This is a genomic window from Pseudomonas vlassakiae (genome assembly GCF_014269035.2).
In the GTDB taxonomy this organism is placed as follows: domain Bacteria; phylum Pseudomonadota; class Gammaproteobacteria; order Pseudomonadales; family Pseudomonadaceae; genus Aquipseudomonas; species Aquipseudomonas vlassakiae.
Genome location: NZ_JABWRP020000005.1, coordinates 266,178 through 286,447, shown reverse-complemented (window position 1 = coordinate 286,447; position 20,270 = coordinate 266,178). Strand labels below are relative to the sequence as shown.

Sequence of the window (20,270 nt, the reverse complement as noted above, 5' to 3'; positions counted from 1 at the left end):
GGCGAGGGCTGCGCCCTCGATCGCGGATAAATCCGCTCCTACAGGGTGGTGCCGATACGTGTAGGAGCGGATTTATCCGCGATGGACCGCAAAGCGGCCCCAAATCCAACGAAGTGTGCCACAAATCAAGGCAGTTAGCCTTCCACCTGGCTCCACTGCTTGCTCAATCGCTTGTCGGAAATCGGCACCTTGGTGCCCAACTGCTGGGCAAACAACGACACCCGATACTCTTCCAGCCACCAGCGGTACAAGGTCAGCTGTTCATCGCGCTTGCCTTCCTGGGCATGCTTGTCGGCCCGCGCCTTGTACTGCGCCCACAAGTTGCCCAGCTCGCCGCTCCACACGCGGTCCTTCTGCACTTGGGCGCCCAGCTTCTCCAGGCGCAATTCCACCGCCTTGAGGTAGCGCGGCAATTCCTTGAACCAGGCTGCCGGGGTCTCGCGCACGAAGCCCGGATACACCAGGTTGGCCAGTTGCTGCTTGATATCGTTCAGCGCCACGGCCTGGCTCAGGTCGATCTTGCCCTTGAAGCGCTTTTGCAAACCGTGCCACAGCTTCAGCACTTCCAGCGTCTGGCGGGCAAGGCGTTCGGCATGCTCGGCCCAGCTGCCGCGCTTGCGTTCGGCCAGCCCGGCCAGGGCTGCTCCGTCACGCGGCAACGTCGCTTCACCGTCGAGGATGCAGCTGTCCAGGCTGGCCAACAGAATGTCCTCCACCAGCGCTTCGATCCGGCCCAGTTCACGATACAGCAGGCCCAGCTCGGTCAGCCCCGGCAGCTTGCCGCGCAGGAACTTGGCAGGTTCTGCCAACTGCTGCAGCAACAGGCGCTGCAAGGCCCGGCGGTGCTGGAACTCGGCTTCGGCCTGGGTCGAGAAACGGCCCTCACGCACAGTGCCGTTTTCTTCCACCAGCGCCGGGTACACGGTCATCGACAGGCCGGCGATCTTCTGCTGGGCGGTCTGCTTGACCTCGCTGAAGGCCTTGGCCTGCACCGGCTGCTCGTTCTTCTCGGTACGCGGCACGGCCAACGCGGCCTGGCTGGCGGCGGCAAAGCGCGCGGTCAGTTCGGCCAGGTCACGGCCTTCGCCAAGGAACTTGCCTTGGCCATCAACCACTTCGATGTTCATGCGCAGGTGGCCTTCGACCAGGTTGACCGACTCGGCCCAGGCCTCATCGGAAACCCGCGCGCCGGTCATGCGCAGCAACTCCTGGCCCAGCGCCTGGGGCAACGCGCCCTGGCCAAAGCTCATGCGCGCCAGCGAGGCCTTGACGAAGTCCGGCACCGGCACGAAGTTCTTGCGCAGCGCCTTGGGCAAGTTGCGCACCAAGGCTACGCACTTGGCCTCCAGCAAGCCTGGCACCAGCCACTCCAGGCGCTCGCCCGGCAGGTTCGGCAACAGCGGCGCCGGCACCCTGACGGTCACGCCGTCACGCGGGTGGCCCGGCTCGAAGTGGTAAGTCAGCGGCAGGCGCAGTTCACCCACCTGCAGGCTGTCTGGGTACTGCGCGGCGGTGACTTCGCTGGCCTCGCGGGCCAACACGTCTTCCTCGCGCATGATCAGCAGGTTCGGGTCCTTCTGGCTGGTCATGCGGTACCAGGCATCGAAGGTCGCGGTCTGATGGATCTCCGCCGGCAAACGTGCTTCGTAGAAGGCGTACAGGGTTTCTTCATCGGCGAGAATGTCACGCCGCCGGGCCTTGGCCTCCAGTTCGTCGAGTTCCTCGAGCAGGCGCTTGTTGGCGGCCAGGCATTTGGCCTTCGACTGGATTTCACCCCCCACCAGGCCCTCGCGAATGAACAGCTCACGCGAGGTGACGGGGTCGATCGGGCCAAAATGCACCGGGCGCCGACCCACCAGGATCAAGCCGTACAGGGTGATCTGCTCATAGGCCACCACTTGCCCACGCTTCTTTTCCCAGTGCGGCTCGAAATGATTCTTCTTGATCAGGTGGGTTGCCAGCGGCTCGATCCAGTCAGGCTCGATCCTGGCGACCATGCGCGCATACAGCTTGGTGGTTTCCACCAGTTCGGCGGCCATTACCCACTGCGGGCGCTTGCGACCGATGCCAGAAGACGGATGCACCCAGAAGCGCCGCTGGCGGGCGCCCTGGTAATCGCCCTCTTCGGTCTTCTGGCCGATCTGGCTGAGCAGGCCACTGAGGATTGCCTTGTGCACCTTCTGGTAGTCGGACGGCTCTTTGTTGACCGTCAGTTGCAACTCGCGGCAGATCAGCGACAGCTGGCGATGGGCATCGCGCCACTCACGCAGGCGCAGGTAATTCAGGAAGTTCTTGCGGCACCAGTTGCGCAGCGGGCTGGCCGTCAGCGCCTGGCGCTGCTCTTCGAAACCGCGCCACAAGTTGACCAGCGCGGCGAAGTCGGTATCGGCGTCCTTCCACTGGGCATGGGCCTGGTCGGCGGCCTGCTGGCGCTCCGGCGGTCGCTCGCGTGGGTCCTGCACCGAGAGTGCGCTGGTGACGATCAACACTTCCTGCAGGCTGCCCTGACGGGCACCTTCGAGCAACATACGGCCCAGCCGCGGGTCGATCGGCAGGCGCGCCAGCTGACGGCCGATCGGCGTCAGCTGGTTCTCCCGGTTGACCGCCGACAGCTCCTGCAACAGGTTGAAGCCATCGCTGATGGCCTTGCCATCGGGCGGCTCGATGAACGGGAAAGCGTCGATCGCGCCCAGGCGCAGGTGCAGCATCTGCAGGATCACCGCCGCCAGGTTGGTGCGCAGGATCTCAGGGTCGGTGAAGGCCGGGCGGCTGTTGAAATCTTCTTCGCTGTACAGTCGGATGCAGATGCCCGGCTCGACCCGGCCGCAGCGGCCCTTGCGCTGGTTGGCGCTGGCCTGGGACACGGCCTCGATCGGCAGGCGCTGGACCTTGGCGCGGTAGCTGTAGCGGCTGATGCGCGCGGTTCCGGTATCGATCACGTAACGGATACCGGGCACGGTCAGCGAGGTTTCCGCGACGTTGGTGGCGAGCACCACGCGGCGCCCGGTGTGCGACTGGAAGATGCGCTGCTGCTCGGCCGGCGACAGGCGCGCATACAGCGGCAGGATCTCGGTGTGGCGCAGTTGCGCCTTGCGCAGGATTTCTGCGGCATCGCGGATTTCCCGCTCGCCCGGGAGGAACACCAGCACATCGCCGGGGCCTTTGCCCACGCTGCGCTCGTGCTGCGCGATCTCGTCGAGGGACGCCAGAATCGCCTGGTCGACGGTCAGGTCGTCCTCGACCTGATTGCCTTCCTCGTCCTGCTCGCTGGTCAGCGGGCGGTACCAGGTTTCCACCGGGAAAGTACGGCCCGACACCTCGATGATCGGCGCATTGTCGAAGTGCTTGGAAAAGCGCTCCAGGTCAATGGTCGCCGAGGTGATGATCAGCTTCAGGTCCGGACGGCGGGGCAGCAGGGTCTTCAGGTAGCCGAGCAGGAAATCGATGTTCAGGCTGCGCTCGTGGGCTTCGTCGACAATGATCGTGTCGTAGCGTTCGAGGAAGCGGTCGTGCTGGGTTTCGGCCAGGAGGATGCCGTCGGTCATCAGCTTGACCAAGGTGTTGGCATCACTCTGGTCTTCGAAGCGCACCTGGTAGCCGACCAGCCCGCCCAATGGCGTGCCGAGTTCTTCGGCAACCCGCGCGGCGACGCTGCGCGCTGCAATTCGCCGCGGCTGGGTATGGGCGATCAGGCCATGGCTGCCACGGCCCAGTTCCAGGCAGATCTTCGGCAACTGGGTGGTCTTGCCCGAACCGGTTTCGCCGGCGATCACCAGCACCTGGTTTTCGGCCAGGGCTTTCTTGATCTCGTCGCGCTTGGCGGCAATCGGCAGGCTGTCGTCGTAGCGGATCTGCGGCACGCTGTTCTGCCGGGCAGTGACCTGGGCGCAAGATGCCTGGACCTTTTCTACCCACTGCGCCAGCTTGGCCTCGTCGGGGCGCTTGCGCAGCTCATGCAGTTGCCGACGCAGGCGGTGGCGCTCGGCGATCATGGCGTGGTCGAGGTTTTGCAGCAGTTTGTCGATGGCTTGGTCAGTCATGGGGCTTTTTAGTGATGCAGGTGGGCCTGCTTTTTCATGATCGGCATTCGAAGGATGCGCGATTGTCGCAGATTTGCCGGTTTTCTGCTGCCTGTGCCGGCCTCTTCGCGGGTAAACCCGCTCCTACAGGGACCGCACCTTAGTCAGCCTGATGCAATCCTGTAAGAGCGGGTTTACCCGCGAAGAGGCCGGCACAGGCAGTACGAATGTTTAGCCAGGAGAGACGTGAACGTTGCCATTCACTGCTTTAATCAACCTTACGCCGCATGTGAGTATCAAAGGCATGACTCCCGTCCAGACCATCGTTCCACCGTCGTCCCGCCCTTCGCTCGCGAAGGCTCGGTCCCGCGCCGGTGAAAATCCGCTGGTCCACATCATTCTCGCCTTCTGGGCCCTGTGGCATTGCCGCCATGCACGCCCACCGGATGCTTCGCTCACGCCTGTGTGACCAAACCCGGCCGCCGTGCGGCCGTTTGTCTCCGCTGGACCGCGCCTGCGCGCGGGTCCTATGCGCCTGTGAGCGAATCCATCATGCACTTTGCACCTGTAGAGCACGCCAGCCGTTTCCTGGCCGAAAACCCCGATATCGAACTGTTCGAACTGTTCATCCTCGACGCCAACGGTGTGCCACGCGGCAAGCTGCTGCACCGCGAGGAGCTGCTGGCGGTCTACCAGAGCGGCCGCCCGCTCCCCAGCACCATCCTCGGCCTGACCCTCAATGGCGACGACGTGGAAAACTCCGGCCTGGTCTGGGATGTCGGTGACATCGACTGCCGCGCCTACCCGTTGCAAGGCAGCCTGGTGCGCCTGCCTTGGCGCCGCGTGCCGACTGCCGCCGTGCAGGTCAGCATGCACCCGAGCGAAGGCCTGCCCGCCAGTGTCGCCGACCCGCGCCATGTATTGCTGCGTACCATCGAAGCGCTCAAGGCCGACGGTTACCACCCGGTGATGGCCTGCGAGCTGGAGTTCTACCTGCTCGACCAGCAGCGCGACGCCCAAGGCCGCCCGCAACCCGCACTGGACCACGACGGCGGCCGCCCACGCACTACCCAGGTCTACGGGCTGCGTGAACTGGAACAGATCGAACCCTTCCTCGCCGACCTCTACGCTGCCTGCAAAGCCCAGGGCATTCCGGCGCGCACGGCGATTTCGGAATACGCCCCCGGCCAGGTGGAAATCACCCTGGAACATGGCGATGCCCTGGAGGCGATGGACCAGGCTGTGCGCTACAAGCGCCTGGTCAAGGGCGTGGCCCATGCCCACGGCATGCAGGCCTGCTTCATGGCCAAACCCTTCGCGCAACTGGCCGGCACCGGCATGCACATGCACCTGAGCCTGGCCGACAGCGCCGGCAACAACCTGTTCGCCAGCGATGACAAAGCCGGTACCCCACTGCTGCGCCAGGCAGTGGCCGGCATGCTCCACCACTTGCGTGACTCGTTGTTGCTGTTCTGCCCCAACGCCAACTCGTTCCGCCGCTTCCAGGCCAACAGCTACGCCCCGCTGGCACCGACCTGGGGTGTCGACAACCGCACGGTCAGCCTGCGTGTCCCGGGCGGACCGGCCAACAGCCGGCATGTCGAGCATCGCATCTGTGGCGCCGATGCCAACCCCTACCTGGCTGCCGCCGCGATTCTGGCTGCCAGCCATCGTGGCATCCGCGAGCAGCTTGACCCGGGTGCGCCGGTCGAAGGCAACGGCTATGCCCAGGCCACCGAGCACCTGCCCACCGACTGGCTGACAGCCCTCGATGCGCTGGAGCGTTCGCACTGGGCGCGGGAAGCGCTCGGCGAGGCGTTCCTCGGCGTCTACCTGAAGGTCAAGCGCGCCGAGTACCGCCAGTTCATGGCCGAAGTCAGCGAACAGGACTGGCGCTGGTACCTGCACCAGGCCTGAGCCCTATCCCATTCAGAACAAGGAACACCCATGAACGCAGTATTGAACACTGGCCCAGCCCAGCGTGCACCGTCCTATTACAGCGCCTCGCTGAACGACCACACCGAGTACCCGCAACTCAAGGGCACGGTGCAGGTCGACGTGGCGATCATCGGTGGTGGTTTCACCGGTGTGGCCACTGCGGTGGAGCTGGCCGAGCGCGGCCTGAAGGTGGCGATCGTCGAGACCAACCGGATTGGCTGGGGAGCCAGCGGTCGCAACGGCGGCCAGGTCACCGGCAGCCTGTCGGGTGACGAGGCCATGCGCACACAGATGCGCAACCACCTGGGCGCCGAAGTCGATGATTTCATCTGGCACCTGCGCTGGCGCGGCCACCAGGTCATCGAGCAGCGGGTCGAGCGCTATGGCATCGACTGCGACCTCAAGCGCGGCCATCTGCATGCGGCGATGAAACCTTCGCACATGGAGGAGCTGCGCAGCTTCCAGGCCGAAGCCGAACGCCGCGGCATGGGCGACCAGGTGCAACTGCTCGACCGCGAGGGTGTCGCCCGGCACCTGCAGAGCCCGCTGTACCTGGGCGCGCTGAAGAACCTGCGCAACCTGCACCTGCACCCGCTCAACCTGTGCCTGGGCGAGGCGCGCGCGGCCCACAGCCTGGGCGCGCTGATCTTCGAAAACTCCGAAGTCCTGGACATCGTCCACGGGCCACGCCCGGCGGTCGTCACCGCCCACGGGCGGGTCGAAGCACGCCAGGTGATGCTGGCCGGCGACGTCTACCACAAGCTGGAAAAGCGCCAGCTCAAGGGCAAGATCTTCCCGGCCATGGGCGGTATCGTCACCACCGCCCCGCTAGGCGAACTGGCCGAGCAGATCAACCCGCAGGACCTGGCGGTGTACGACTGCCGCTTCGTGCTCGACTACTACCGCCTGACGGCCGACAAGCGCCTGCTGTTCGGTGGCGGAGCCAACTACTCGGGCAAGGATTCGCGCGATATCGAAGGCGAACTGCGCCCGTGCATCGAGCGCACCTTCCCGGCGCTCAAGGGTGTGCCGATCGAGTTCAAGTGGAGCTGTGCGATGGGCATCGTGGTCAACCGCATCCCGCAACTGGGCAAGCTGTCGGACAACGTATGGTACTGCCAGGGCTATTCCGGGCACGGCATCGCCACCAGCCACATCATGGGCGAGATCATGGCTGAGGCACTGACCGGAACGCTGGAGAAGTTCGACACCTTCGCGCAGTGCAAGCACGTGCGGGTACCGATGGGGGACTTGCTGGGCAACCCGCTGCTGGCGGCGGGGATGTGGTACTACCAGATGCTGGAAAAACTGCGCTGACTTCACTGGCCCTGTGGGAGCGGCCTTGTGTCGCGAAAGGGCCGCAGAGCGGCCCCAGCAATTTCAGCATCACTGCTGAGACCCTGGGGCCGCTTTGCGGCCCTTTCGCGACACAAGGCCGCTCCCACACTGACCGTGCAGGTCTGGATCAGGCGATCTTCTTCAGCCCCTGTTTCTTCAGCTCTTCATCGCGCAATTCACGACGCAGGATCTTGCCGACGTTGGTGGTCGGCAGTGCATCGCGGAACTCGATGTAACGCGGCACCTTGTAGCCGGTGACGTTGGCGCGCATGTGCTCCATCACCTGCTCCTTGGTCACGGTCATGCCCGGCTTGACCACGATGAACACCTTGATCACTTCACCCGACTTCTCGTCCGGCACACCGATGGCTGCGCACTGCAGCACGCCCGGCAAGGCGGCGAGCACGTCTTCCAGCTCGTTGGGGTACACGTTGAAGCCCGAGACCAGGATCATGTCCTTCTTGCGGTCGACGATGCGCATGTAACCATCGGGCTGGATCAGTGCGATATCGCCGGTCTTCAGCCAGCCATCCGCGTCGAGGATCTCACTCGTGGCGTCCTCGCGCTGCCAGTAGCCTTTCATGACCTGCGGGCCCTTGACGCACAGCTCGCCGGTTTCGCCCAGCGGCAGTTCGTTGCCGGCATCGTCGATGACCTTGCACAGGGTCGACGGCACCGGGATGCCGATGGTGCCTACCTGGTTGGCCTCGGCCGGGTTCACCGCCGCCACCGGGCTGGTTTCGGTCATGCCGTAGCCTTCGCAGATGGCGCAGCCGGTGACGCTCTTCCAGCGCTCGGCCACGCTCAGTTGCAAGGCCATGCCCCCGGACAGGGTGATTTTCAGCGCGGAGAAGTCCAGGGCACGGAATGCCTCGTTGTTGCACAGGGCCACGAACAGCGTGTTGAGGCCGACGAAACCGCTGAACTTCCACTTGCCCAGCTCCTTGACCATTGCCGGCAGGTCGCGTGGGTTGCTGATCAGCACGTTGTGGTTGCCGATCAGCATCATCGCCATGCAATGGAAGGTAAAGGCATAGATGTGGTACAGCGGCAGCGGGGTGATGAGGATCTCGCAGCCTTCCTTCAGGTTGGCCCCCATCAGCGCCCGGCATTGCAACATGTTGGCCACAAGGTTGCGGTGGGTCAGCATCGCGCCCTTGGCCACCCCTGTGGTACCACCGGTGTACTGCAGCACGGCCACGTCGTTGGCCTGGGGGTTGGCTTCAGTGACCGGCTGGCCCTTGCCCAGTGCCAGCGTATCGTTGAAGCGCACGGCATGCGGCAGGTTGTAGGCCGGCACCATCTTCTTCACGTACTTGATCACGCTGTTGATCAGCAGGCGCTTGAGCGGTGGCAGCAGGTCGGCTACTTCGGTGACGATGACATGCCTGACCTGGGTCTTGGGCACCACCTTCTCGGCCAGGTGCGCCATGTTGGCCAGGCACACCAGCGCCTTGGCACCGGAGTCGTTGAACTGGTGCTCCATCTCCCGCACGGTATACAGTGGGTTGGTGTTGACCACGATCAGGCCGGCGCGCATGGCACCGAATACCGCTACCGGGTATTGCAGGACATTGGGCAGCTGGACGGCAATGCGGTCACCCGGCTTGAGGTCGGTGTGCTGCTGCAGCCAGGCAGCGAAAGCGCCTGACAGCGCGTAGAGCTCGCCGTAGGTGATGGTCTTGCCCAGGTTGCTAAAGGCCGGTTTATTGGCAAAGCGTTGGCAGGATTGCTTGAGTACCGCCTGGATATTGGGGAATTCGTCAGGATTGATTTCCGCCGTAATCCCGGCTGGGTATTTATCCTTCCAAAAATTTTCGATCATGGAAGCCCACTCCTTCAGCAACAGCGAAGTTCGATTCACGCGTCTATGCGTTTATTATTGATATGAGATGGCGGTTCGTTGCAAACCGGATCATCTGAAAAGCGCGCCGAGAGTAACAGCTTTGACTGGGGTCGCCTAGAGGCCAAGATAGGCCTCACGGTCATAAAAATGACTCAATGAAATATACGAGTCATTTTTAGAGTAATTGACCAAAATGTCGCAAATCGGGCTGCAAGCTGCCTGCTAGAGCACCTCCCGGCTTTCGCGGGCAAATTCGCTCCCGCAGGTGCAACACAAGCTTCAAGCCTGTGCGGTCTCTGTGAAAGCGGGCGCCCGCGAAGAAGCCAGCGCGCTATCAAGCGATGTCGCGCAACTCCCTGCGCAGGATCTTGCCCACGGGTGTCATGGGCAGCGACTCGCGCACCACGATGTGCTTGGGCACCTTGTAGGCGGTGAAATTGGCCTTGCAATAGGCCTTGAGGTCGTCGACATTCACCCCACCTTCCCGCGCCACCACGAACAGCTTCACCGCCTCGCCCGAGCGCTCGTCCGGCACGCCGATGGCGGCGCAGCTGGCTACCTGCGGATGGCCCATCACCACATCCTCGATCTCGTTGGGGTACACATTGAAACCGGAGACGATGATCATGTCCTTCTTGCGGTCGACGATGCGGGTGAAGCCATCCGGGTCGATCACTGCGATATCGCCGGTCTTGAACCAACCCTCGGCATCCAGTGCCTGCGCCGTGGCCTCTGGCTGTTGCCAATAGCCCTTCATCACCTGTGGCCCCTTGATGCACAACTCGCCGCGTTCGCCCAACGGCTGTTCGTTGCCGTCATCATCGATGACCTTGAAAGCCGTGCCCGCCACCGGAATGCCCACGGTACCCAGCCGCGCCAACTGGCCATAGGGGTTGGTGCTGGCTACCGGTGAAGTCTCGGTCAGGCCATAACCCTCGACGATGCGGCAGCCTGTGAGTGTTTCCCAGCGTTCGGCAGTGGCCTTGACCAGCGCCGTGCCACCGGAGTTGGTGACCTTCAGGGCGGAAAAATCCAGCTGGCGGAAGCCCGGGTGGTCCATCAGCGCGACGAACAAGGTGTTCAACCCCAGCAGCGCCGAAAACCGCCACTTGCCCAACTCCTTGATGAAGCCGGGGATATCGCGCGGGTTGGTGATCAGCACGTTATGGTTGCCGGTGACCATCATGCACATGCAGTTCGCGGTGAAGGCATAGATGTGGTACAGCGGCAGCGGTGCGATCATCACCTCCTGGCCCTCCTTGATCAGCCGCTGCCCGTCCGGGCCGTGCTGGGAGAAGCAGGCCAGCACCTGCAGCATGTTGGCCACCAGGTTGCCGTGAGTGAGCATGGCGCCCTTGGCCAGGCCCGTGGTGCCGCCGGTGTATTGCAGCACGGCGATGTCATCGAGCGAGAGCGGCACCGGCTTGTGCGTCAGGCTGCGGCCTTGGCGCAATACCTGTTTGAACGGGACGGCCTGGGGCAGATGATAGGCCGGGACCATCTTCTTGACCTTGTCGACCACGGTATTGACCAGCCAGCCCTTGGCCGCAGGCAACATGTCGCCCATCTTCGCCTCGATCAGGTACTCGATGCCGGTATCGGGCAGCACTTCCTGCACGCGCTTGCCGAACATGTTCAGGTACACCAGGGCGCGCGCGCCGGCATCCCTGAACTGGTGACGCATTTCGCGCTCGGTGTACAGCGGGTTGGTATTGACCACGATCAGCCCGGCGCGCAGCGCGCCGAACACGGCGATCGGGTATTGCAGGACGTTGGGCATCTGCACCGCGATGCGGTCACCGGGCTTGAGGTCGGTGTGCTGCTGCAGCCAGGCAGCGAAGGCTGCCGAATGGCGCTCGAGTTCGGCGTAGCTCAGGGTCACGCCGAGGTTGCTGAATGCCGGGCGCTCGGCAAAGCGCTTGCAGCTGCGCTCGAACACCTCGACGACCGAGGTGTATGCGTGGATGTCGATGGTGGAAGGCACGCCCTCGGGGCGTTTGTCATTCCAGAAGTCGGCTTGCATTTATTATTGTTCCTCTGCCTGAGCCCGCACGGATCCTTTGCCCTGCCTGCCAGATGGCAGACAGGCGTTGAACCGACGTTAGCAGGTAAGCCCGAGGCGGCATATACGCCAAGTGCCGCCATTAACATTGTGAATCTTATTTGTGCCCTTCCTGCAATTCGACCGGTTGTGCATACACTGTGCGGGTCACCTTCGCGCAAAGGACTCGCCATGCCCCATGACGCTTTCTGGCTACCTGCCAGCGAACATTGCAGGCTGTACGTGCACCAGTGGCTGCCGGCCACACCGGTCAAGGCCGTCGTGCTGCTGGCGCATGGCATGGCCGAGCACGCTGGGCGCTACCAGCGCCTGGGCGAGGCCCTGTGCACTGCTGGCTACGCCCTGCTGGCAGCGGACATGCGCGGTCACGGGCGCACCGCCGAGCAGGGCAGCCTCGGCCTGTTCGCCCGGCAGCATGGCTGGAATGCCGTGGTCAACGACCTCGGCCTGCTGGCCCAGCACATCGGCCAGCAGTTCCCTTGCACACCGCTGTTCCTGTTCGGCCACAGCATGGGCAGCTACATCGCCCAGGCCTACCTCATGCACCACAGCGCCAGCCTGCAAGGGGCGATCCTCAGCGGCTCGAACTTCCAGCCCGCTGCGCTATACCGGGTGGCGCGCCTGATTGCACGCGTGGAAGCCTGGCGCCAGGGGCCACTGGGCAAGAGCGCGCTGATCGAGTGGCTGTCGTTCGGCTCGTTCAACAACGCCTTCAAGCCCACCCGCACGGCGTTCGACTGGCTCAGCCGTGACCCGGACGAAGTGGACAAGTACGTCAACGATCCGCTGTGCGGCTTTCGCTGCAGCAACCAGCTGTGGCTCGACCTGCTCCAGGGGCTGGCGCAGATCAGCCAGGCCCGCAATCTGGCGCAGATCGACCCGAACCTGCCCCTGCTGGTGATTGGCGGTGAATGTGATCCGGTGAGTGCTGGCAAGCGTCTCACCCATCTGGCCGACGCCCTGCGTGCGACCGGCAATAGACATGTACAGCTGCGCGTCTATCCTGATGCGCGGCACGAAGTACTCAACGAACTCAACCGCGACGAGGTCACCGCTGATATCCTCGCCTGGTTAGAGCAAGCGCTGGCCCTTGGCCGCCCTGCGCGCAGTGAATGATAGGCGCCCTCGCCCGCCCCTTAAGGAAGCCCAATGACCCAGGTCACCAACACGCCGTACGAAGCCCTTGAAGTCGGCCAGAAGGCCACCTATGAAAAATCCGTGGAAGAACGTGATATCCAGCTGTTCGCCGCCATGTCCGGTGACCACAACCCCGTGCACCTGGATGCCGAGTTCGCCGCCAAGAGCATGTTCAAGGAACGCATCGCCCACGGCATGTTCAGTGGCGCGCTGATCAGCGCTGCGGTGGCCTGCACCCTGCCGGGCCCCGGCACCATCTACCTGGGCCAGCAGATGAGCTTCCAGAAGCCCGTGAAGATCGGCGACACCCTGACCGTGCGCCTGGAAATCCTCGAGAAACTGCCGAAGTTCAAGGTGCGTATCGCCACCAACGTCTACAACCAGAACGATGAGCTGGTGGTCGAGGGCGTGGCCGAGATCCTCGCGCCGCGCAAGCAACAGACCGTCGAGCTGGTATCGCCGCCGAACTTCGTCGCCAGCTGAAAATCGGCGTTGGATTCTTCGCGGGTAAACCCGCTCCCACAGTTGATCCTTGTGAGAGCGGGTTTATCCGCGAATGGGCCGGTAGAGCCACTAGATCAATCCGCGCAATCGCCTTTCGATATGCCGCCGCTCCGGCCCTTGGCTGGTCAACTCCAGCGCCCGCTGCCAGGCCGCTCGCGCCTCTTCGACATTCCCCAACTGTTGATGCATCTCTGCCCGCGACGCATGGGCCAGGTGATAGTCACGCAAATCACCCGCCGCCAGAATTGCCTCCACCGCGTCCAGCCCCGCCTGCGCACCATCGCGCTTGGCCAGCGCCACCGCCCGATTGAGCGCCACCACGGCTGACGGCCAATGCCGTTGAAGCACATCATATAGCCCGACGATTTCTGCCCAATCGGTTTCCTCAGCCGTCACGGCCTCGGCATGCACGGCCGCGATCGCCGCCTGCACGGTATAGGCACCAAAAGCCCGGCTGGCCAATGCCAGGCGCACCAGCTCGCAGCCTTCGGCGATTTGCTCGCGGTCCCACAGGCTGCGGTCTTGCTGGTCAAGCAGCACCAGATTGCCCTCGGCATCGCAGCGTGCCCGCTGCCGCGATGCCTGCAGCAGCATCAGCGCCAGCAACCCGACGGCCTCGGCGTCCGGTAGCAGTTGCACCAGCAGGCGGCCGAGGCGGATCGCCTCGTCACTCAGTTCCTGTTGCAGCACGGCCTCGCCCGAGGACGCCGAATAACCTTCGTTGAATACCAGGTAAATCACACGAAGCACGCTCTCCAGGCGCTTGGGCAGCTCATGCAGTTCCGGGACCTGATAGGGAATGCCGGCATCACGAATCTTGGCCTTGGCGCGGACGATGCGCTGGGCGATGGTCGCAGGGCTTTGCAGGAAGGCGCGGGCGATCTGCTCGGTGGTGAGGTCGCAGACTTCACGCAGGGTCAGCGGTACCTGGGCATCGGCCGCCAGGGCCGGGTGGCAGCAGGTGAAAATCAACCGCAGGCGGTCATCGGCCAGCAGTTCCTCTTCACTGGGGTTTTGCCCCTGGCCTTCGATCAACATGATCAGGTCGGCCTGGGAGCGGTCGAAGCGGGCACGCCGGCGCAATGCGTCAATGGCCTTGAAGCGCCCGGTCGAGACCAGCCAGGCCCGTGGATTGTCAGGGATGCCGTCACGCTGCCAGCGTTCGACGGCGACAAAGAAGGCATCGTGCAGGGCCTCCTCGGCCAGGTCGAAATCCCCCAGCAGGCGGATCAACGTCGCCAGGATGCGCCGTGAATCCCGCCGGTACACCGCTTCGACTTCAGCACGAACCTGCGCCGGCCCCGTCATCAGTCCGGCATCCGCTGGGTCACGACCTCCACCAGGCGGTCCAGGCTCTCTCCCCAGCCCTGATGGAAACCCATTTCTTCATGGGCGCGGCTGTCGGCCGCGTTCCAGTGCCAGGCACGTGCGGTATAGCGGGTCTTGCCGTGTTCTTCGTCAAAGCTGATCACCGCAGTCATGAAGGCTTTGTCCGACGGCACCCAACCGGGCGTGAAGGCATCGGTGAACACCAGCCGGCGCGGGGCGGCAATTTCCAGGAACACGCCCTGGGTCGGGTACTCGGAGCCATCCGGGGCACGCATGAGGGTACGGAAAAGGCCACCGACCCACAGCTGCATCTCGCATTCCGGGGTGGTCATGCCGTGGGGCCCCCACCACTGCATCAGCCATTCGGGCTCGGTCCAGGCACGGAATACCTTGGCCGGCGGGGCATCGATCAAGCGACTGATGGAGAGTTCGTGCTGCGCGGGCGCGGGTTGGACAAGTGTCATTCCTGTTGTTCTCCGATGCTGTCAGGGTTGCAGTTCACGCACTGGCCGCACTTCCACGCTGCCGACTCGCGCCGCCGGGATGCCCTTGGCGATGTTCAGCGCCTCGTTGAGGTCACGGGCATCGACCAGATAGAAACCGGCAAGCTGCTCTTTGGTCTCGGCAAATGGGCCATCGGTAATGCTCATTTGCCCGGCACGCACACGCACGGTGGTTGCGGTCTGCACGGTTTTCAGCGCCTCGGCCGCAATGATGCGACCGGAGCGGTGCAGGGCTTCGGCGTAAGCCATGCATTCGGCGTCTTCCGGGCTGTCGGGCAGGCTGTGCAGCAGCCCTTCGTCACAATAGACCAGGCAGAGGTATTTCATGGTCGTCTCCAGGCGTTGGCAACGTGCATTTGGCGATAGCCGATCAAGGCTTGAGATCGAACAGTGCTTTCTGGGTCTGCATGTCGAACGGAGCCGACCAGTGCTCGTGAATCACTTGCCACTGGCCAGCGGCCTTGCGGTAACCGACGGTGGCACGCATGAAGCCGCACTGGCTCTCGTCATCCCCGGGGCCGCAGCGGTTCAACCAGTGAGCCAGGCCCAGCTCGCCCTCGGCGTGCACGGTGAGTTGGGCAAGTTCGAAGACCATTGGCCCGGGGCACATGCCCATGCACATTTCCCAATGCGCCTGGTAGGCGGCCTTACCCTTGAACTGCAGGGACTGGATGGCATCGAAAGCGACGATGTCGTCGGCGTAGGGCGCCGTGATGGCGGGGATATCACGGTCACGCACGGCTTGCATCCAGCGGTCGATAAGCTGACGGATTTCATTTTCGGCTGCCGTGTTCATCGGGTGTTCCTCCGATCGTTCATGAGCGTTCTGGCACAAGGATGCCTTGCGCCTTCAGCTCATGGTCGAACGGTAGCCGGAGAAATCGACCGGCCACGGGATAATTTTGCTGGAGACAGGCATGTGTCCACAGCCAACAGGGTGAGTGATCAAGCCAGAGCTGCCTGCTCGAACACCTCATCCGCCCACTGATTGAGACTTTTGCCGGCAGCGCGGGCTGCAACACTGGCTGCCGCATGCACCTCTGGACGAATGCGCAGCATGACCTTGCCTGAAGCCGGTTTTTCCGGGGTAATGCCTTGCTCCGCGCAGTCGGCCAGATAATCCTCCAACGCCTCCCGGAAGGCTTCATGAAGCTCGGGCACCGAGCTTGCGTGAAAACTGATGATGTCGCGCATGCCCAGCACACGGCCAACAAAAATATCATCACGCTCATCGTATTCGATACGGGCGGCATAGCCCTTGTAGCGCATGCAACTCATAGGCTTACTCCTGCCCGCAGCAAAAATTCGCGGGCCTCTTCAATCTGATACCGTTTGGCTTCCTTGCCAGGATGGGGGCGATGGCACCTCCAGCTCTGGCCGCCAAGCACCACCTTGACCCTGGAGCCTTGCCGCTCAAGCACCTGCCCACCCAGGTGAAGCACCAGTGCTTCGACCTCGGAAAACGCCAGAGAGGCCGTGGTGGGCGTTCTGAAGATAGCGTCGTAGATTTTTCGGTATCGAGTGTTCATCGGAAAATGCTATCAAATTAAGATAGCACTTATTCCCCGATATCCATTCAGGATTTTTCCGTACCTGCCAACACCTGCGCATAACGCTCGCGGTCCACGTTGGCCCCGCTCAGCACCACGGCCACACGCTTGCCGCCCTGGCGCTGGCGCTCCTGCAGCAATGCGGCCAGCGCTGCGGCACCAGCGCCTTCGGCGGTGTTGTGGGTGGTTTCGTGATAGATGCGCATGGCCGCTGCCACTTCGCTGTCGGTAACCCGCACGATGCGTGCGGCATGTTCACGGACCAGGGCGAAAGCATCCGGGTGAGGTACCCGGCAGGCCATGCCATCAGCAAAGGTATCGGCCGTGGCCGTGGTGACGATGCGGCCTTGCTCGAAACTCTGCGCATAGGCATCGGCGGCACTGGAGACCACACCGACAATCTCGGTCTTGAGTCCCAGCAGGTTGCGCGCCTGGATCAGCCCGCAGATGCCCGAGCCCATGCCGATCGGCACGTACACGCAATCCAGCTCGCTCACCGCCTCGAACAGCTCCAGGGCATAGGTGGCCACACCGCGTACCAACTCTGGGTGGAACGACGGCACCATGTCATAACCCAGCTCCTGCGCCAGGCGGGCTGCCTCTTCGCGGGCCACGTCGAAGTCGACACCGTGTTCCACCAACTCGGCGCCCAATGCACGCATGGCAGCGTTCTTCTCTTTCGAGTTGCCCTCAGGCACCACGATCACCAGCGGCACACCCGCCTGGCTCGCAGCCAGCGCCATGCTCTGGCCGTGGTTGCCACGGGTGGCGGTAACCAGGCCCCGCGGAGGCTTGCCGGCGGCCAGTAGCGAACGCACATACACCAACCCGCCGCGCACCTTGAAGGCACCCGTAGGGGCGTGGTTTTCGTGCTTGACCCAGAGCTTGCAGCCGACTCGCTCGGCCAACAGCGGCCAGACGCGCTGTGGCGTGGGCTGGACATGCTGGTGAACGAAATCGGCGGCTTCGCGCAGGGCGGCGAGGTCGAACATGGCGATCATCCTTATCGGTCGGTAAGGCACCGATCCTAATCGCCTTGGGCAGGTTTGGTAAATTGCGCAGGGCCCTGTCACCGACCGAGCGGCGACAGGGCCATCAGCGCATCAGCCTTGCTGGCAACCTTCGCCCATCGCCCGGTACTGAATGGTATGTACCTGGCCCTGATGGTCTTCATAGGTCATGGTCGCAGGCACCACTTCGCAGACATTGGGGATGGTCGACAGGTTGATCACCCGCTTGATGTCAAGGTTCATGGAATAGTCGTACTGCTGGGCCACGGGCTCGCTGGAGGCCGGCTTGGCCTCATCGGCGAGGGCGAACGAGGACATACCGACCAGTGCAAGAATCAGTAATGGTTTCATGGGGTTTGGCCTTTAGAGCAATCCAGCTGATCGAGTGACTTCTGATGCCGTCAATGGCGCGGAGAAGTTGTCATCAACTGCAAAGATGACACGAAGTACCGATCCCGCTTCGTCTACTGCGAGTGGGAATAGCTGAAATTCTACTCTCGACCAGGAATAGTTGAACCCTGAACTCGGACATTCACCCTTGCGGGATTTGCAACAATCTGCGACAAAGCGCAACAGCTCGATGACCCTGGCCCCTGGGTAGAGCCCATCGCTCCAGGTATCGCCATGACTGCCCTGCATTGCACCCGGCTTTTCGGCCCCGAGCGTCGATTGCTCGAACATTTCTACAAGCACCAGGGTTCGCGCATGCGCGCAGCCAATGACGGTGAATCATGGGTGGCACGCAGTGATGGGATCATTGCCGGCCTCTGCCTCACTGCCGTCGCTGACGGCCACTGGCTCACCGGCTTGTTCGTCGCCCCAGACCACCGCAAGCGCGGGGTGGCCGCGCAACTGATCGAGGCGGCGCTGGCCGGGCACAGCGGCCCGACCTGGCTGTTTTGCCACCCCGACCTCACGGCTTACTACCAGCGCCTGGGCTTCAGCATCACTGCGCAACTGCCCGAAGCCCTGGCCTCGCGCCTGCAACGCTACCAACGCAGCAAGGACTTGCTGGCCATGGTACGCGCTCAGTCGTCGTGGTCATCCAGCCCCGGGAACAGCACATCGGTATAGCCGAACCGGGAAAAATCCTGAATACGCGAGGGGTACAGCCGGCCGATCAGGTGATCACACTCGTGCTGCACCACCCGCGCATGAAACCCGTCGGCAAAACGGCTGATCGGATTGCCCTGCGGGTCGATGCCTTCGTAGCTGATGTGCTTGAAACGCGGCACCACCCCGCGCAGGCCGGGCACCGAGAGGCAGCCCTCCCACCCCTCCTCGATCTCGGTGGTCAGCGGGGTGATCACCGGGTTGAGCAGGATGGTCTGTGGTACCGGCTCGGCATCCGGATAACGCTCGCTGCGTTCGAAACCAAAGATCACCAGCTGCAGGTCGATGCCGATCTGCGGTGCAGCCAGCCCTACTCCACCCACGTGGTGCATGGTTTCGAACATGTCGTCGATCAAGTGCTGCAATTCGCTGCTGCCGATCAGACGTTCAGGCACCGGCGGCGCGATGCGCAGCAGGCGCTCGTCGCCCATCTTGAGAATGTCACGGATCATCGCGGGTTCGGCTCGGTCGGTTGGGGCTCGACCGGGTGTTCATGGCCGAGCACGGTGATGGTTTCCTGGGGTTTGGCGCCCTCGAAATCCTTCTCGCCCGGGTCCTTGCCTTCGCTGGACATGTGCTCGATCACCGCGTTCATTTCAGCGCCCAGCAACAGCACGGCGGCAGAGATGTAGAAGTACAGCAGCAGCACGATGATCGCACCGATGCTGCCATACATGGCGTTGTAGTCGGCAAAGGTCTTGACGTAGTAGGCAAAGCCCAGGGAGGCGATGATCCATACTACTACCGCCAGCACCGAGCCGGGGGTGATGAAGCGAAACTTCTGTTTGACGTCCGGCATCACGTAATAGATCAACGCCACCGCGATCATCATCAGGATGATGATGGCGGGCCAGCGCAGCACGGTCCATACGGTGACGATCACTTCCTGCAGGCCGACCTGGGCGGCAATCCACTCCATCACCTGCGGCCCCAGCACCATCAGCGCGGCTGCCGCCAGCAGCATGCCGGCAATACCGACGGTATAGATGATCGACAAGGGAATGCGTTTCCACACCGGGCGGCCCTCAGGCACGTCATAGGCAGCATTCATGGCGCTCATCATCAGGCGCACGCCGGCCGATGCAGTCCACAGCGCGATCACGATACCCACCGACAACAGCCCACCCTTGGACTGCTGCAGCTGGTCGATGACCGGGTTCACCTGCTCCAGCGCCTGGGGCGGCAGCACCAGCTCTGATTGCAGGCGTAACCAGGAGAAGAAATCCGGAAGGTGCAGAAAACCGATCAGGGCAATCAGGAACAGCAGGAACGGGAACAGCGAAAACAGCATCTGGTAGGCCATTGCCGACGCATAGGTCGACATCTCGTCATCGAGGAACTCCTTGACGGTGCGTACCAGTACGCGGTGCACGGGCAGGCCGCGCAGGTCGGGGAAAATCATAGCGTCTCCTTTCGCCGCTTGATTCGTAAGTACAACGGTGAAGTCTAATAGACCGCGCCGGTGATGTACTGCTCCCGGCCATGCCAGAAGAAAATGCCTACACCTGTTTCCGCCTCTCAAAGAGGCAGAAACAGGTCCGTTCCCCTTAAGGCTTCTTCACCGCATCCTTCACATTGCCCTTGATCTGCTGTGCCTCGCCTTTGAGTTCCTGGGCCTTGCCCTCGGCCCGCAGCTTGTCGTTGTCGGTCACCTTGCCGACGCCCTGCTTGACGTTACCGACCGCTTCGTTGGCCAGGCCTTTGGCTTTGTCTTTGGTACCGCTCATGGCAAAACTCCTGCGAATAGAGACACGTGGACCGTGTCGACAGTCGGTGGACCGGACACTTTCTCCAAGAGTTTCAAACAATTTGCCAGGTTCAAGCCAAGCGGTGAATCTGCGGGCGAATATCGCACCGAATAGGGCCTGGCGCACTGCTCACGGGCCGAAGGCTGGCCTAGAATCGCTGCCAACCTGCGTAT

The 20,270-nt window shown here is 63.0% G+C and carries 19 protein-coding genes; 5 read left to right on the top strand and 14 right to left on the bottom strand.

Annotation, left to right across the window (positions count from 1 at the left end):
• Positions 1–134 precede the first annotated feature (134 nt).
• Positions 135–4,040 (bottom strand): ATP-dependent RNA helicase HrpA, encoded by a 3,906-nt coding sequence (gene hrpA / locus HU738_RS09450; protein WP_186603407.1) that lies wholly within the window; start codon positions 4,038–4,040, stop codon positions 135–137.
• A gap of 531 nt (positions 4,041–4,571) precedes the next feature.
• On the opposite strand from hrpA, the gene HU738_RS09445 reads away from it, so the two are divergent.
• Both HU738_RS09445 and HU738_RS09440 read left to right on the top strand, forming a co-directional pair.
• Positions 4,572–5,936, top strand: a complete 1,365-nt coding sequence (locus tag HU738_RS09445) for a glutamine synthetase family protein (RefSeq protein ID WP_176507881.1) — start codon at positions 4,572–4,574, stop codon at positions 5,934–5,936.
• A 30-nt stretch (positions 5,937–5,966) separates the two neighbouring features.
• The gene (locus tag HU738_RS09440) at positions 5,967–7,274 is read left to right on the top strand and encodes an NAD(P)/FAD-dependent oxidoreductase (protein WP_186603408.1); all 1,308 of its coding nucleotides are present in this window, start codon (positions 5,967–5,969) and stop codon (positions 7,272–7,274) included.
• A gap of 148 nt (positions 7,275–7,422) precedes the next feature.
• On the opposite strand, the gene fadD1 is transcribed toward HU738_RS09440, so the two are convergent.
• Complete coding sequence (gene fadD1 / locus HU738_RS09435) at positions 7,423–9,120, bottom strand: long-chain-fatty-acid--CoA ligase FadD1 (protein ID WP_176507879.1); 1,698 nt, start codon at positions 9,118–9,120, stop codon at positions 7,423–7,425.
• Between the two features lie 355 nt (positions 9,121–9,475).
• Positions 9,476–11,164, bottom strand: a complete 1,689-nt coding sequence (fadD2, locus tag HU738_RS09430) for a long-chain-fatty-acid--CoA ligase FadD2 (protein ID WP_186603409.1) — start codon at positions 11,162–11,164, stop codon at positions 9,476–9,478.
• Positions 11,165–11,374: 210 nt separating this feature from the next.
• On the opposite strand from fadD2, the gene HU738_RS09425 reads away from it, so the two are divergent.
• Together HU738_RS09425 and HU738_RS09420 are read left to right on the top strand one after the other, a co-directional pair.
• Positions 11,375–12,319, top strand: a complete 945-nt coding sequence (locus tag HU738_RS09425) for an alpha/beta hydrolase (RefSeq protein ID WP_186603410.1) — start codon at positions 11,375–11,377, stop codon at positions 12,317–12,319.
• A 33-nt stretch (positions 12,320–12,352) separates the two neighbouring features.
• Positions 12,353–12,823, top strand: coding sequence for a MaoC family dehydratase (locus HU738_RS09420; protein ID WP_054885695.1), 471 nt, complete (start codon positions 12,353–12,355; stop codon positions 12,821–12,823).
• A 90-nt stretch (positions 12,824–12,913) separates the two neighbouring features.
• On the opposite strand, the gene HU738_RS09415 is transcribed toward HU738_RS09420, so the two are convergent.
• From HU738_RS09415 to HU738_RS09380, 8 genes are all read right to left on the bottom strand, one after another.
• Positions 12,914–14,152: an RNA polymerase sigma factor gene (locus HU738_RS09415; protein WP_186603411.1), complete on the bottom strand. Its 1,239-nt coding sequence runs from the start codon at positions 14,150–14,152 to the stop codon at positions 12,914–12,916.
• The gene (locus tag HU738_RS09410; protein ID WP_186603412.1) at positions 14,152–14,637 is read right to left on the bottom strand and encodes an SRPBCC family protein; all 486 of its coding nucleotides are present in this window, start codon (positions 14,635–14,637) and stop codon (positions 14,152–14,154) included. Before HU738_RS09410 ends, HU738_RS09415 begins: the two co-directional genes overlap by 1 nt.
• Positions 14,638–14,658: 21 nt before the next feature.
• Entirely contained in the window at positions 14,659–15,003 is a 345-nt protein-coding gene (locus tag HU738_RS09405; RefSeq protein ID WP_186603413.1) for a YciI family protein, read from the bottom strand.
• A 43-nt stretch (positions 15,004–15,046) separates the two neighbouring features.
• Positions 15,047–15,472, bottom strand: a complete 426-nt coding sequence (locus tag HU738_RS09400) for a YybH family protein (RefSeq protein WP_186603414.1) — start codon at positions 15,470–15,472, stop codon at positions 15,047–15,049.
• A gap of 149 nt (positions 15,473–15,621) precedes the next feature.
• A complete protein-coding gene (locus HU738_RS09395) occupies positions 15,622–15,954 on the bottom strand; it encodes a type II toxin-antitoxin system HicB family antitoxin (protein WP_054885700.1) in 333 nt (110 codons plus the stop codon).
• Positions 15,951–16,205, bottom strand: coding sequence for a type II toxin-antitoxin system HicA family toxin (locus HU738_RS09390; protein ID WP_186603415.1), 255 nt, complete (start codon positions 16,203–16,205; stop codon positions 15,951–15,953). The genes HU738_RS09395 and HU738_RS09390 overlap by 4 nt, the downstream gene beginning before the upstream one ends.
• A 47-nt stretch (positions 16,206–16,252) precedes the next feature.
• Positions 16,253–17,218 (bottom strand): threonine dehydratase, encoded by a 966-nt coding sequence (locus HU738_RS09385; RefSeq protein ID WP_186603416.1) that lies wholly within the window; start codon positions 17,216–17,218, stop codon positions 16,253–16,255.
• Positions 17,219–17,329: 111 nt separating this feature from the next.
• Positions 17,330–17,587, bottom strand: a complete 258-nt coding sequence (locus tag HU738_RS09380; RefSeq protein WP_176507873.1) for a DUF2790 domain-containing protein — start codon at positions 17,585–17,587, stop codon at positions 17,330–17,332.
• A gap of 354 nt (positions 17,588–17,941) precedes the next feature.
• Between HU738_RS09380 and HU738_RS09375 the strand changes: the two genes are divergently transcribed.
• Positions 17,942–18,310, top strand: a complete 369-nt coding sequence (locus tag HU738_RS09375; RefSeq protein WP_186603471.1) for a GNAT family N-acetyltransferase — start codon at positions 17,942–17,944, stop codon at positions 18,308–18,310.
• Here HU738_RS09375 and def read toward each other — a convergent pair.
• From def to HU738_RS09360, 3 genes are all read right to left on the bottom strand, one after another.
• A complete protein-coding gene (gene def, locus HU738_RS09370; protein ID WP_186603417.1) occupies positions 18,265–18,801 on the bottom strand; it encodes a peptide deformylase in 537 nt (178 codons plus the stop codon). The two genes, HU738_RS09375 and def, sit on opposite strands and share 46 nt — an antisense overlap.
• Positions 18,798–19,751: a YihY/virulence factor BrkB family protein gene (locus tag HU738_RS09365; protein ID WP_186603418.1), complete on the bottom strand. Its 954-nt coding sequence runs from the start codon at positions 19,749–19,751 to the stop codon at positions 18,798–18,800. The genes def and HU738_RS09365 overlap by 4 nt, the downstream gene beginning before the upstream one ends.
• 145 nt (positions 19,752–19,896) lie before the next feature.
• Positions 19,897–20,076, bottom strand: a complete 180-nt coding sequence (locus HU738_RS09360) for a CsbD family protein (RefSeq protein ID WP_060510377.1) — start codon at positions 20,074–20,076, stop codon at positions 19,897–19,899.
• Positions 20,077–20,270: the final 194 nt, after the last annotated feature.

What these genes read in the sequence shown, in the direction of transcription:
- HU738_RS09380 (WP_176507873.1), bottom strand. Translation starts at nt 17,587, where the DNA reads ATGAAACCATTACTGATTCTTGCACTGGTCGGTATGTCCTCGTTCGCC.
- hrpA (WP_186603407.1), bottom strand. Translation starts at nt 4,040, where the DNA reads ATGACTGACCAAGCCATCGACAAACTGCTGCAAAACCTCGACCACGCC.
- fadD2 (WP_186603409.1), bottom strand. Translation starts at nt 11,164, where the DNA reads ATGCAAGCCGACTTCTGGAATGACAAACGCCCCGAGGGCGTGCCTTCC.
- HU738_RS09405 (WP_186603413.1), bottom strand. Translation starts at nt 15,003, where the DNA reads ATGAAATACCTCTGCCTGGTCTATTGTGACGAAGGGCTGCTGCACAGC.
- HU738_RS09400 (WP_186603414.1), bottom strand. Translation starts at nt 15,472, where the DNA reads ATGAACACGGCAGCCGAAAATGAAATCCGTCAGCTTATCGACCGCTGG.
- HU738_RS09445 (WP_176507881.1), top strand. Translation starts at nt 4,572, where the DNA reads ATGCACTTTGCACCTGTAGAGCACGCCAGCCGTTTCCTGGCCGAAAAC.
- HU738_RS09365 (WP_186603418.1), bottom strand. Translation starts at nt 19,751, where the DNA reads ATGATTTTCCCCGACCTGCGCGGCCTGCCCGTGCACCGCGTACTGGTA.
- HU738_RS09360 (WP_060510377.1), bottom strand. Translation starts at nt 20,076, where the DNA reads ATGAGCGGTACCAAAGACAAAGCCAAAGGCCTGGCCAACGAAGCGGTC.
- HU738_RS09385 (WP_186603416.1), bottom strand. Translation starts at nt 17,218, where the DNA reads ATGTTCGACCTCGCCGCCCTGCGCGAAGCCGCCGATTTCGTTCACCAG.
- def (WP_186603417.1), bottom strand. Translation starts at nt 18,801, where the DNA reads ATGATCCGTGACATTCTCAAGATGGGCGACGAGCGCCTGCTGCGCATC.
- HU738_RS09395 (WP_054885700.1), bottom strand. Translation starts at nt 15,954, where the DNA reads ATGAGTTGCATGCGCTACAAGGGCTATGCCGCCCGTATCGAATACGAT.
- HU738_RS09420 (WP_054885695.1), top strand. Translation starts at nt 12,353, where the DNA reads ATGACCCAGGTCACCAACACGCCGTACGAAGCCCTTGAAGTCGGCCAG.
- HU738_RS09390 (WP_186603415.1), bottom strand. Translation starts at nt 16,205, where the DNA reads ATGAACACTCGATACCGAAAAATCTACGACGCTATCTTCAGAACGCCC.
- HU738_RS09375 (WP_186603471.1), top strand. Translation starts at nt 17,942, where the DNA reads ATGCGCGCAGCCAATGACGGTGAATCATGGGTGGCACGCAGTGATGGG.
- HU738_RS09410 (WP_186603412.1), bottom strand. Translation starts at nt 14,637, where the DNA reads ATGACACTTGTCCAACCCGCGCCCGCGCAGCACGAACTCTCCATCAGT.
- fadD1 (WP_176507879.1), bottom strand. Translation starts at nt 9,120, where the DNA reads ATGATCGAAAATTTTTGGAAGGATAAATACCCAGCCGGGATTACGGCG.
- HU738_RS09440 (WP_186603408.1), top strand. Translation starts at nt 5,967, where the DNA reads ATGAACGCAGTATTGAACACTGGCCCAGCCCAGCGTGCACCGTCCTAT.
- HU738_RS09425 (WP_186603410.1), top strand. Translation starts at nt 11,375, where the DNA reads ATGCCCCATGACGCTTTCTGGCTACCTGCCAGCGAACATTGCAGGCTG.
- HU738_RS09415 (WP_186603411.1), bottom strand. Translation starts at nt 14,152, where the DNA reads ATGACGGGGCCGGCGCAGGTTCGTGCTGAAGTCGAAGCGGTGTACCGG.